We start from the raw sequence: 12,727 nt of genomic DNA, 5'->3' as shown, positions 1-12,727 counted from the left end.
CTGCGCGGGTCGTACGAAGGATTTCATGCAAAATATCCTGACTCGCACACTGTCCAGCATTTGGCGCTCACCGGCCATCTGGCTCAGGTGGAGTGCAGCGCGGCACAAGTTCGAGTACGAGCCCATCCTGCGTTCCGACCTGTTCAATGCGCAGCAGATGGCAGACCACGGTATCGTACTGGCCCGCCAACATGTGCTCGGGCGCCTTTCAAGAAAGGACGCCTTGCTGGGCCGCCTGACTGACAATCAACTGTTGCTGGAGCGTAGCTGCGCAGCGCTCAAGACCGTGCAACTGTCCAGCCGACGCGCCACCCCTGCGGCGGAATGGCTGCTGGATAACTTCTACCTCATCGAAGAAAACATCCGTACCGCCAGGACCCACCTGCCCGACGGCTATAGTCGCGAGCTGCCACGCCTGGCCGAAGGTCCTTCGGCAGGCCTGCCGCGGGTCTACGACATCGCCCTGGAAACCATCGCTCACGGCGATGGCCGGGTCGACGCGCCAAGCCTGGATTGTTTCATCGCCTCTTATCAGACCATCACCCCGCTGACCTTGGGCGAGCTTTGGGCAATCCCGATCATGCTGCGCCTGGCGCTGATCGAGAACTTGCGGCGCGTGGCATCCCGGGTAATGGCCAACCGGGATGACCGTAACCTTGCCGATGACTGGGCCGATCGATTGATCGAAATGGCCGAGCGCGACGCCAAGAGCGTGGTATTGACCGTAGCCGACATGGCGCGATCGGCACCGCCGATGACGCCATCATTCGTTGCAGAACTGGCGCGCCGCCTGCACGGGCAAAGCGCCGCGCTGATATTGCCCATGGCGTGGATAGAACAAACGCTCGGTGAGTCCGGGCTGACCGTCGAACGCCTGGTGCAGATGGATGCCCAGCAGCAATCCGGTGACCAGGTGTCCATCAGCAACAGCATCGCCAGCCTGCGCTTGCTGGCGGCGACCGACTGGCGCGAGTTCGTCGAGCTGCTCAGTCATGTCGAACAGGTCTTGTGCACGGACCCTGCAGGCGTCTACACGAACATGGACTTTGCCACCCGCGATCGTTACCGCCATGTGGTCGAACGCCTCGCCCGGCATTGCGTGCAGTCTGAAACCAAGGTGGCACAGGCTGCCATCGAACTGGCCGGGACCGCACAGCCCACGGCCCGTGTGACCGGGCATGTGGGCTATTACCTGGTGGCTGACGGGTTGCTCAACCTGGAGCAGGCACTGCAAGCCAGCGTACCGCTGCTGCAACGCTGGAAGCGGCTGCTGCAGAGCGCCCCGTTGAAGTTCTACCTGTGCCCTGCACTGCTGCTGACACTGCTGTTGGCCTGGCCATTTCTCAGCAGCGCTTATCACAGCGGCACGCCAATCTGGTGCCTGGTGCTGCTCGCCGTGCCCGCGCTCTTGATGACCAGCCGCCTGGCGATCGGGCTGGTCAACTGGCTGGTGACCCTCACGGTAGCCCCGTCGCTACTGCCGCGCCTGGACTACAGCAAGGGCATACCGGCCGAGGCGCGTACGCTGGTGGCGGTGCCTACGCTGTTTGCCAACACCGGCGACATCGAGGCACTGGCGGAAGGCCTGGAAGTGCGATTCCTGGCCAATCGCGATGCCAACCTGCATTTTGCGCTGCTCAGCGACTTCATGGACGCCCCTGCCGAAGTGATGCCCGAGGACGCCGAACTGCTCGCCCTGGCGCGCCAACTGATCGAGGCGCTCAACCACAAATATGCCGATGGCCAGGTCGACCGGTTCTTCCTGCTGCACCGGCCCAGGCACTGGAGCTCGACCGAGCGGGTATGGATGGGGCATGAGCGCAAGCGTGGCAAACTTGCCGAGCTCAACGCGTTGCTGCGTGGCAAAGGGCAGGAGCGCTTTGCATTGATCGTCGGGGATATCGCGCCGCTGAGTGCGGTGCGCTTCGTCATCACCCTGGACACCGATACCTTGCTGCCACGGGATGTCGCGCGTCAGTGCATCGGTACCATGATGCACCCGCTGAACCATCCGGTATTCGATGAACAGACGGGCAAGATCGTCAGCGGCTACGCCATCCTCCAGCCACGCGTGGGGATCAGCCTGCCCAGCACGGCACGCTCGACCTACGCCCGCCTGTTTGGCAGCGATGCGGGTATCGACCCCTATACCCGCGCCGTCTCCGATGTTTACCAAGACCTGTTCCGAAATGGTTCCTTCATCGGCAAGGGCATCTATGCCGTCGACGCCTTCGAACAGGCACTCGAAGGCTGCCTGCCCGACAACCGCATCCTCAGCCATGACTTGATCGAAGGCTGCTACGCCCGCTGCGGGCTGCTCAGCGATGTACAACTGTATGAGGAATACCCGTCGCGCTACAGCGCCGACGCCAAACGCCGTCACCGCTGGATTCGCGGAGACTGGCAAGTGCTGTACTGGGCCTTACCGTGGGCACCGAAACCCCAGGGAGGATTCGCCCCCAACCTTCTGAGCAACCTGGCCCGCTGGAAGATTTTTGACAATCTGCGTCGCAGCCTGGAGCCAGGTGCCTTCCTGGTCATGCTGGCCTGGGGCTGGTTGGGTACGAACGAGGCCGCCTCCTGGACATTGGCGGTGGTCATCCTGGTATTTCTCCAACCCTTACTGCAGTCGGTACTGGCGCTGGTACAGAAAGCTGCCGATATTCCCCTGGGGCAACACCTGAGCGCGGCATTACGGACCTCGGGCCAGCATTTCATGCGAGCGCTGTTGTCGATTGTCTGGTTGCCGTCCGATGCGTTGTTGAGCTTCGATGCGATTGGCCGCTCACTGTGGCGCATGCTGATCAGCAAACGCCGCCTGCTGCAATGGCAACCTTCCCGTGAGGTGGAGCGGTCCAGTGGCAACGATCTGGCCGGCATGTATAAAAGCATGTGGATTGCCCCTGCGCTGGCGCTGCTTCTATTCGCGGCCCTGCTCCCCTCCCTCGCCGTACTCGCACTGGCGGCTCCCTTGCTGCTGGTGTGGCTGGCGAGCCCGGCGATTGCCTGGTGGATCAGCCTGCCGACAACACCGGCGGCGTTTAACCCGTCAGTGCAAGACCTGCGCTTCCTGCGCATGTTGGCACGCCAGACCTGGGCGTTCTTCGATCGCTATATCGGCCCTGAGGACAACTGGTTGCCGCCGGACAACGTCCAGGAAATACCCACGCCAGCCATTGCCCATCGGACCTCACCGACCAACATGGGCATGGCCTTGCTTTCTCACCTGGCGGCCCACGATTTCGGTTATCTGAGCAGCGGGCGCTTGCTCGAACGCATCACTGCCACGCTTGAATGCATGGCCGGCCTCAAGCGTTACAATGGGCACTTCTACAACTGGTACGACACCGGGACACTGCAGCCGCTGGCGCCTCGGTATGTGTCCACCGTGGACAGCGGCAACCTGGCGGGCATGCTGCTCACCCTGCGGCCGGGGCTGCTGGGATTGATCGACACGCCCCTGTTCGACCGACGCACCCTTGGCGGCCTGGGCGACACCCTTGATGTGCTGCAGCAGGCGCTACAGGGCGCAAACCTCGATGACCGTGGCGTGCTTGAACTGCGCGCGCAGGTGGAATCGGCGCTTGTCCAGGACACCCCGGACAGCTTCCTGCAATTACTCGATCTGGCGCAGGCCTTGGCGATCGACAGTCCGGCCAACTCCGCTGAAGAAGCACATTACTGGCTGCAGGCATTACAGGCGCAGTGTGCGGATCTGCGGGCAGAACGACTGCGCTTCGCGCTGCCGCTGGCACCTGCCCAGGCCAAGGCGCAGGCACCGACACCAAAATTCAGCCTGCGACAAATGGCCGAGCTCGATTGCACGCTATGGCTGCCCGCCGATCAGGCGCAAGTACAGGCAGTACAACGCCTGGCTCGCGCACGAATCAGCCACCTTGAGCGCCTGGCCGAATTGTCCGCGTCACTGGCCAGCATGGACTTCACCTTCCTCTACGATGCTCAGCGTGACCTGTTCTCGATAGGCTACAACGCCGACGAACGCAGGCTGGACAACGGCTACTACGACCTGCTCGCTTCAGAGGTGCGCCTGACCAATTTCGTGGTCATCGCCCAGGGCCAGCTGCCGCAACAGGCCTGGTTCACCCTTGGACGCCTGCTCAGCAACAATCGAGGGGTGCCGGTACTGCTTTCCTGGTCCGGATCCATGTTCGAGTACCTGATGCCCAACCTGGTCATGCCCAACTATGAAGGTACCCTGCTGGAGCAGACATGCCGCGCGGCCGTCGCCTTGCAGATCGAGCATGGCAACCAGTTGGGCATCCCCTGGGGCGTGTCCGAGTCGGGATACAACACCCTCGATGCTCACTTCAATTATCAGTATCGGGCATTCGGTGTTCCAGGCCTTGGCCTCAAGCGCGGGCTGGCCGAGGATACCGTGATTGCGCCGTACGCCAGCGCCCTGGCGCTGATGGTCGAGCCGCAAGCGGCCTGTCGCAACCTGCAACGCCTGGCGGCCCAGGGGTCGGCGGGTCGCTATGGCCTGTACGAAGCGGTCGACTACACCGAGGCACGCCTGCCACGCGGCCAGCGCTATGCAGTCGTGCGCTCGTTCATGGCGCACCATCAGGGCATGAGCCTGCTGGCCTTGACCAGCCTGCTGCTGGACCGGCCCATGCAGCGACGTTTCGAGTCGATCCCGGCATTCCAGGCGACCGTCTTGCTACTGCAGGAACGCGTACCGAAAACCGCCGCGCCTTATCTGCATGCAGCCCAGGCGCTTGCCACTGCGCAAGACGGACAAACGCAGGAAACCAGGCTTCGCGTGTTCGCCGATCCCGGGCGCAAACGCCCTGCCGTCCAACTGCTCTCCAACGGCCATTACCACGTCATGGTCAGCAGTGCCGGCGGCGGCTACAGCCGCTGCAACGACATCGCCGTGACCCGCTGGCATGAAGACGCAACCCGCGACAACTGGGGCATGTTCTGCTACCTGCGCGATGTCAGCAGCGGCGTATTCTGGTCCTCGGCCCACCAGCCGACCCTGCACCGGCCAGAAAGCCATGAGGCGATTTTCAGCGATGCCCGGGCCGAGTTTCGTGTTCGCGAGCTCGACTTCGATACGCACACCGAGATCGTCGTGTCTCCCGAAGACGATATGGAACTGCGCAGGCTGCACATCACCAACCGCGGCCGCGTACGCCGTAGCGTGGAGATCACCACCTACGCCGAGGTGGTGCTGGCGCCGGCAATCAGTGATGCCCTTCACCCGGCCTTCAGCAACCTGTTCGTGCAGACCGAACTGCTGCCGGCGCTGCAGGCCATCGTCTGCACCCGCAGGCGGCGCTCCAGTGAGGAAGCCGTCCCCTGGATGTGCCATCTGTTGGCCGCCCATGGCGCGGACATCGACGCCATTTCCTACGAGACCGATCGAGCGCGATTCATCGGCCGAGGACGCAACGTTGCAGCACCGGCGGCGCTCGATGGCCATGTCGAGCAGTTGTCCGGCACCGCAGGTTCGGTGCTTGACCCGATCGTGGCCATCCGCTGCCGTATTGCCCTGGAACCCGGGCAAACGGCGACCATCGACCTGGTGACCGGCATCGCGGACAGCCGTGAGGGCTGTCTGTACCTGATCAATAAATACCGCGACCGGCACCTCGCCGATCGCGTCTTCGACCTGGCATGGACCCACAGCCAGGTGTTGCTGCGCCAACTCAATGCATCGCAGGAAGATGCCCGCCTGTTTGAACAGATGGCCGCTTCGATCCTCTACGCCAATGCCTCGTTGCGCGCGGAAAACAGCGTATTGATGGCCAATCGACGTAATCAATCGAGCCTCTGGGGCCAGGCGATCTCCGGCGACCTGCCCATCGTCCTGCTGCAGATCGCCACCGTCGACAACATCGAGCTCGTGCACCAGATGGTCAAGGCCCATGCCTATTGGCGGCAAAAGGGGCTGATGGTGGACCTGGTCATCTGGAACGAAGACCAGGCCGGCTATCGCCAGCAACTCCAGGACTTGATCATGGGTGTGGTGACATCCGGCAGCGAAGCCTTGCTGATCGACCATCCCGGGGGCATTTTCGTGCGTCCGGCACAGCAGTTGTCGAACGAGGATCGGACGCTGATCCTGTCGGTGGCACGCCTGGTACTGAGCGAAGGCAACGGCGGCATTGCCGAGCAGGTTCATCGGCGTCACGCCAGCCCGGTATACCCGGCGTTGGTCCCCACCCTCAAGCGGCAGGCAAAGGCAACGGCGGCCGCTACCCTGCCCGCCGTCGAAGGTATGCTGCTGGGCAACGCCTATGGCGGCTTCAGTGCCGATGGCAGCGAGTATGTCATGACCTTGCAGCCTGGCAGGCCGACGCCGGCGCCATGGGCCAACATATTGGCCAACCCGCACTTCGGCACGGTGATTTCCGAAAGTGGCGGCGCTTACACCTGGATGGAAAACGCTCACGAATTTCGCCTGAGCCCCTGGCATAACGACCCGATCACCGACGCCAGCGGCGAGGCGATCTATGTGCGTGATGAAGAAACCGGGCATTTCTGGTCGGTGACGCCACAGCCTTGTCCCGGTACTGGCGCGTACCGCACCCGGCACGGCTTCGGCTACAGCGTCTTCGAGCACGACGAAGACGGTATCCACACCGAGTTGTGGGTGTATGTGGCGCTGGATGCTTCGATCAAATTCTCGCACTTGCAGATTCGCAATCGCTCGGGCCGTGCCCGACGCCTGTCGACGACCTGCTATGTCGAGTGGGTGTTGGGCGACTTGCGCAGCAAATCAGCGATGCATGTGGTGACGGAAGCCGACCCCAGCAGCGGCGCATTGTTCGCCAGGAACGCCTATTCGATCGAGTTTTGCGAACGGGTGGCGTTCCTCGATACCGACTCGACCGACACCAGCATCAGCGGCGATCGCTCTGAGTTCGTCGGCCGCAACGGCAGTCTCAAGACACCTGCAGGATTACAGCAGGCACGCCTGTCGGGCCGTACCGGTGGCGGCTTCGATCCTTGTGCGGCCATTCAGGTTGCCCTCGATCTCGATAACGGTGAAGACCAGGACGTGGTCTTCCGGCTCGGTGCAGCCAGGGATACGGCGTCAGCCCTGCGCCTGGTCCAACAGTACCGCGGCCTGGGAGCGGCCACCGCGCAACTGGAGGCGGTACGCGAGCATTGGCGTTCGCAGCTGGACGTGATTCAGGTCCAGACCCCCGACCCGAGCATCGATGTCATGGTCAATGGCTGGCTGATGTACCAGGTGATCGCCTGTCGCTTCCAGGCCCGCAGTGGCTACTACCAGTCCGGCGGGGCCATCGGCTTTCGCGATCAACTGCAAGACAGCATGGCGATGATCCATGCCGATCCCGCCAGCGTGCGTGGCCATTTGTTGCTGTGTGCAGCCCATCAATATGCCGAAGGCGACGTGCAACACTGGTGGCACCCGCCGCTGGATCGGGGTGTGCGCAGTGGCTGTTCGGACGACTATCTGTGGCTGGCGCTGGCGACCAGCCATTATGTCAACGTCACCGCCGACCTCAGCGTATTGGCCGAACCCGCGGGTTACCTTGAAGGCCGCCCACTCAATGTCGGGGAAGAGTCCTATTACGACCTGCCGGGCAAATCGCACCTCGAAGAAAGCCTCTATCAGCATTGTGTACGCGCCATCGAACACAGCCTGCAGCGCGGCAGCCACGGCCTGCCGTTGATAGGCACGGGCGACTGGAACGACGGGATGAACCGGGTCGGCCGCCTGGGCCGTGGGGAAAGCGTGTGGCTGGGCTTCTTCGGCTTTGAAGTTCTGCAGCAGTTTGCCATCACGGCCCAATTGCATGGCGACCCTGTTTTCGCACAACGTTGTTCCCAGCAGGCCGCCTTGCTGCAGGCCAGTCTGGAGGAGCATGCCTGGGACGGCTCATGGTACCGGCGCGCCTGGTTTGACGACGGCCAGGTCCTGGGCTCGGCCAACAATGACGAATGCCGCATCGACTCGATCTCGCAAAGCTGGTCGGTACTGTCGGGTGCCGCCTCGCAAACCCGGCGCCGCACGGCCATGGCCTCAGTCGAGAAACACTTGGTACGACCCGACACAGGCGCAGTATTGCTGCTCGATCCGCCCTTCGACGCAGGCGTGCTCGAGCCCGGCTATATCAAGGGCTATGTGCCGGGCGTACGGGAAAATGGTGGTCAGTACACCCATGCCGCAGTCTGGGCCGGCATGGCGTTCGCCGAGCTTGGCGACAACGTCAGGGCCTGGCGGTTGCTCAACATGATCAACCCCGCGGGCCATGAAGTCGCCAAGCGGATCGAAACCTATAAGGTCGAGCCCTATGTCATGGCTGCCGACGTCTATGGCACGCCGCCCCATGCGGGCCGTGGAGGTTGGACCTGGTACACCGGGTCGGCCGGCTGGACGTATCGGTTCATCGTCGAGTCATTGCTCGGCTTGCAACGTGTCGGCACTTCACTGCACATCGAACCGCTGCTGGCGCAGGGCTGGCCTGGTTACACGCTGCACTACCGCTATGGGGCGACGACTTACCATATCGATGTGCGCCCAGGCACGACCACGACGCTTTCGATCATGCTGGACGGCGAGCTGCTAAGCCAGGACGCGCTGCAATTGTCGGATGACGGCAGGGAACATCAGGTGCTGGTGACATGCCCGGTAAAAGCGCATCAGCCAGAAACCCCAGGGCACGATAGAACCGTCGAAGCCGATCTTGAGCGCTGAGATACAGCGCTCTTGATGGGTCAGGGTTCAGGCATGCAGACCCGGGCCCTGAGGGTGTGGCTTCACGGGCTCACCCAGCTTGGTGTGTACAGGTTGGTTGGCCGCCTGCCCTGGCTTGGCATGCAGGGGTAGCGGCGTGCTTTGTGGCTGTTTCGCAGTGGGCTTGCCAGGGCCCTGGCGAAGATTCGGGTCAATGTGCTTGCTCATGACAATCTCCAACGTTCGGCGCTGCAGATACAGCGACGGTCCCTTGAGCATCGCAGATCGCGGCGGCGGGTTCGGTGCGTTGTCCCGCATAGTGCGCTTTGGAGTAATCTGTCCCCCTCAAGGAATTCCCTCGAAGGGTGGCTGATATGTTTGTTATACCCAAGCCACAACAGAACTACCTCCTGGCCGCGCTACCGGCGCCAGCGCTGGAGCGCCTGCTCCCCCACCTCGAACCGGTCGAACTGCCACTGGGCAAAGTCCTCTATGAATCCGGTGGCGCCCTGCGGCATGTGTACTTCCCCACCGACGCCATCGTGTCGCTGTTGTACGTGATGGAGAACGGCGCCTCGGCCGAGATTTCGGTGGTCGGCAACGAAGGCCTGATCGGTGTTGCAGTCTTCATGGGCGGCGAAAGCACACCCAGTCGTGCCGTTGTGCAAAGTGCCGGGCATGCTTACCGGTTACCCGGCCAGCAACTCAAGGACGAGTTCAACCGCCATGAAGAGATGCTGCTGCTGATGCTTCGCTACACCCAGGCACTGATCACGCAAATGGCCCAGACGGCAGTGTGCAACCGCCACCACTCCATCGATCAGCAGCTGTGCCGCTGGTTGCTGTTGTCGCTCGATCGCCTGTCAGGCAATGAACTGACCATGACCCAGGAATTGATCGCCAACATGCTGGGTGTACGCCGCGAAGGCGTGACCGACGCCGCCGGCAAGCTACAGCGCCTGGGGGTCATCGAATATACTCGGGGACACATCAAGGTCCTGGACAGGGCTCGTCTCGAGGAGCTGAGTTGCGAATGCTACGCCGTGGTCAAAAGAGAAACCGAACGCTTGCTGCCCTACTTTCCAACGCGGCGCGACAATCGAATGGAGTGATACCTGTGACGGACCCAATCAATCTCGGCAGATTGAAGATTTTAGCCGTTGGTGCAGCGATGCTGGCGGCAGGCCAGGCTATCGCGCAGGATCACCTCGAATCGATCGTCAGCGACGCCGTGCGCCCCGTCATGCACGCGCAAGGCATTGCCGGCATGGCCGTGGCCGTCACCTTCAACGGCAAACAGCAATATTTCAACTATGGCGTGGCGTCAAAAGAGACCGGCAACCCGGTTACGCAAGACACCCTGTTCGAGATTGGCTCGGTCAGCAAAACCTACACCGCCACCCTCGTCGCCTACACCCAGGCCACCGGCAAACTGGCATTGACCGACAAGGCCAGCAAGGTGCTGCCGGCCTTGCGTGGCAGCGCGTTCGACAATATCAGTGTGTTGCAGCTGGCTACCTACAGCGCCGGCGGCTTGCCCCTGCAATTTCCGGCCGAGGCGGATTCGGCGGATAAAATGCTCGGCTACTTCCAGCAGTGGAAACCGATATATCCCGCTGGCAGCCACCGACTGTATTCGAATCCCAGTATTGGGTTGTCCGGCTACCTCGCTGCCCAAAGCATGGGCCAGCCGTTTGATGACGTAATGGAAAACACCCTGCTGCCAAAACTCGGCTTGAAACACACCTGGCTCAAGGTACCGCAGGAGCAGATGGCGCTGTATGCCCAGGGCTACGACAAGGCGGACAAACCCGTGCGGGTCGGGCCGGGGGCGCTGGACGCCGAAGCCTATGGTGTGAAAACCAGCGCTGCGGATTTGATTGGTTTTGTTCAAGCCAACATCAAACCGGTAAGCCTGGACACTCCGCTGCAACAGGCGATCGCCTTGACCCATACCGGTTACTACAGCGTCGGTGATATGACTCAGGGGCTGGGTTGGGAGATGTATCGCTATCCGGTCACTCTTGATCGTCTGCTGGCGGGGAACTCGACGGAGATGGCTATGGAGGCGCACAAAGTCCAGTGGCTGAATCCGCCACAACCACAGACTGAGAATGTGCTGCTCAACAAGACTGGTTCAACCGGGGGGTTCGGGGCTTACGTTGCGTATGTGCCGTCGAAGGATATGGGGGTCGTGATTCTGGCCAATAAAAACTATCCGAATGCGGAGCGGATAAAAATCGCCCACCAGATTCTGAGCGCGTTAAGCGACTGAGAAGCAGACGTCAAAATCAAAAGATCGCAGCCTGCGATCTTTTGAACTCATCCATACAGCATGGAGTAGGCGAACCTACTATCCCCCGTTTCGCGCCACCGCCGCAACACCTTCCCCCAGGTAAATCTGCGTCGGCAACTTGAAGTCGCGCAGCTTGAGCAGCGCCAACGGCCCCGCCCCCAGTTCGGTGCGCAGGTACCAGGTCAGGCCGATGCCGTCGGGCGTCTTGAGCACCAGGCGAAATCAGGTTGCGCGGCACCGGAAGGCTGGGAATTCGGGGTGGTGCGCACCAGCACTGCGCCGTTCTCGCCATACAGCGCATCAGGCGCGGGAGTTGTCGACCTGATCGTCGAACAGTGCGCGCAACAACCCTTCGGGATGCGTGGTGTTGCGGCTTTCGTCGACATTGCCGCGCCGGGTTTCACTTTGATGATTGATTTCGCGCAACGGCGGCGGAAAAAGCTGGCTGACCCTGCTCCGCCCCGCCGCCTTCATACGTACGCGTTCGGCCCCAGGCTCCAGCGGCATGTTCGGTTCAGGCTCAAAGACTCGCGAGCCCGCTGTTGCTTTCGGCGTTTCACGGCCTCTGCCTGCAAACGGCCCTCGACCGGAAACGCTGGCGGGTACCAAAGAGGAGCGTGTTTCACTTCGGACATGACTGGGGCTCCGGCAATTGCAGTGGGGTCTTGATCGGGTATTCGGAGCTGCCGTAGGCGTAGCAGGAAGTGGTGACTTGCAGTTCTTCGCAGGGCAGAAAGTGCACTGTGAGGCCGCAGACTTTTTGACCGGTGTAGTCAGGGACTGATACGACTTTGCTGTGTTGCCGTTTTTGCGCATCGATTTTGTCGAGCCAGGCGTAGTACTTGTCCCTTTCAGCAAAGCCGGGAAAGCCTGCGGAACTTCCTTCTCCAGTCTCCCAATCAACACGTACAGTCATCCCCGCTTGCCAACGTGCCGGCGCGAAATAGCAACAACCGCCCCCACCGCCCTGGTAAGGCCCGATGATGTCGATGCCCGAACGGCCGTCGACACTGAAATGATTGATCGCCCAGTGGGTATGGTTGATTGCGTCGAGAGTGCTGGCCTGAGCCTGTTGTGTGAGCAGACTGCCGATCAGAACGCCCCAGATAACAACCCGTTCGCGCCATTGGCTAGGCTTGATCCCGGGCTCGCAGCCCTGTACCGCACCCGGAAAAGCCGATTCAGGCCGACGCATTTTTCACCTCGTCAGCTTGGGCATAAAACGCTTTCCACAACGCTTCGATGTCTTGCATGGCCTGGGCCAGACGCTCGGCATTCGGCATCGCAGGTTGTGCGGCACCGGCAGGCTCGGCATTCGGGGTGGTGCGCGCCAGCACTGCGCCGTTCTCGCCATACAGCGCCAGGTCGCGACGGCCGGCCTCGCCGAAAAACACCATGCGTTCGCCGAAGTAACTGCCGAACCACTCACGTCTCAGTGTGTACATAAACCAGGCGCGGGAGTCGTGGACCTGATCGTCGAACAGTGCGCGCAACAGTCCTTCGGGTTGCGTGGCGTTACGGCTTTCGTCGACATTGCCGCGTCGGTTTTCACTTTGATGATTGATTTCGCGCAACGGCGGCGGAAAGAGCTGGCTGACCTTGCTCCGCCCCGCCGCCTTCATGCGTACGCGTTCGATCCCAGGCTCCGGCGCCATACTCGGATCTCGGCTCAGAGACTCGCGAGCCCCTGTTGCTTGCGGCGTTTCACGGCCTCTGTCTGCAAACGGCCGTCGACCGGAAACGCTGGCGGGTAC

Annotated in this window: 8 protein-coding genes; 3 read left to right on the top strand and 5 right to left on the bottom strand. The window is 61.8% G+C overall.

The window, feature by feature from the left end; all coding sequences use genetic code 11:
• Nucleotides 1-25: 25 nt before the first annotated feature.
• Complete coding sequence (locus ACA058_RS09400; protein WP_497638822.1) at nucleotides 26-8,698, top strand: GH36-type glycosyl hydrolase domain-containing protein; 8,673 nt, start codon at nucleotides 26-28, stop codon at nucleotides 8,696-8,698.
• A gap of 27 nt (nucleotides 8,699-8,725) precedes the next feature.
• On the opposite strand, the gene ACA058_RS09395 is transcribed toward ACA058_RS09400, so the two are convergent.
• Nucleotides 8,726-8,905 (bottom strand): hypothetical protein, encoded by a 180-nt coding sequence (locus ACA058_RS09395; protein WP_497638821.1) that lies wholly within the window; start codon nucleotides 8,903-8,905, stop codon nucleotides 8,726-8,728.
• A 146-nt stretch (nucleotides 8,906-9,051) separates the two neighbouring features.
• Here ACA058_RS09395 and ACA058_RS09390 point away from each other — a divergent pair, with 146 nt between their 5' ends.
• Together ACA058_RS09390 and ampC are read left to right on the top strand one after the other, a co-directional pair.
• Nucleotides 9,052-9,789: a Crp/Fnr family transcriptional regulator gene (locus tag ACA058_RS09390; RefSeq protein WP_497638820.1), complete on the top strand. Its 738-nt coding sequence runs from the start codon at nucleotides 9,052-9,054 to the stop codon at nucleotides 9,787-9,789.
• Between the two features lie 59 nt (nucleotides 9,790-9,848).
• Nucleotides 9,849-10,952 carry a class C beta-lactamase gene (ampC, locus tag ACA058_RS09385; protein WP_497639895.1) on the top strand — a complete coding sequence of 368 codons (1,104 nt, stop codon included), beginning with the start codon at nucleotides 9,849-9,851 and terminating at the stop codon, nucleotides 10,950-10,952.
• Between the two features lie 78 nt (nucleotides 10,953-11,030).
• Here ampC and ACA058_RS09380 read toward each other — a convergent pair whose 3' ends face one another.
• From ACA058_RS09380 to ACA058_RS09365, 4 genes are all read right to left on the bottom strand, one after another.
• Nucleotides 11,031-11,186 carry a hypothetical protein gene (locus ACA058_RS09380; RefSeq protein ID WP_497638819.1) on the bottom strand — a complete coding sequence of 52 codons (156 nt, stop codon included), beginning with the start codon at nucleotides 11,184-11,186 and terminating at the stop codon, nucleotides 11,031-11,033.
• An 87-nt stretch (nucleotides 11,187-11,273) separates the two neighbouring features.
• Complete coding sequence (locus ACA058_RS09375; protein ID WP_497638818.1) at nucleotides 11,274-11,480, bottom strand: hypothetical protein; 207 nt, start codon at nucleotides 11,478-11,480, stop codon at nucleotides 11,274-11,276.
• A 115-nt stretch (nucleotides 11,481-11,595) separates the two neighbouring features.
• Complete coding sequence (gene tli1a, locus ACA058_RS09370; protein ID WP_497638817.1) at nucleotides 11,596-12,168, bottom strand: Tli1a family immunity protein; 573 nt, start codon at nucleotides 12,166-12,168, stop codon at nucleotides 11,596-11,598.
• The gene (locus tag ACA058_RS09365; RefSeq protein ID WP_497638816.1) at nucleotides 12,155-12,628 is read right to left on the bottom strand and encodes a T6SS phospholipase effector Tle1-like catalytic domain-containing protein; all 474 of its coding nucleotides are present in this window, start codon (nucleotides 12,626-12,628) and stop codon (nucleotides 12,155-12,157) included. The genes tli1a and ACA058_RS09365 overlap by 14 nt, the downstream gene beginning before the upstream one ends.
• Nucleotides 12,629-12,727 lie beyond the last annotated feature (99 nt).

It is taken from the genome of Pseudomonas sp. LBUM1649, from assembly GCF_059716155.1.
The sequence above is the reverse complement of the archived record's forward strand: the minus strand, read 5'-3'. Positions and strand labels throughout refer to the sequence as shown.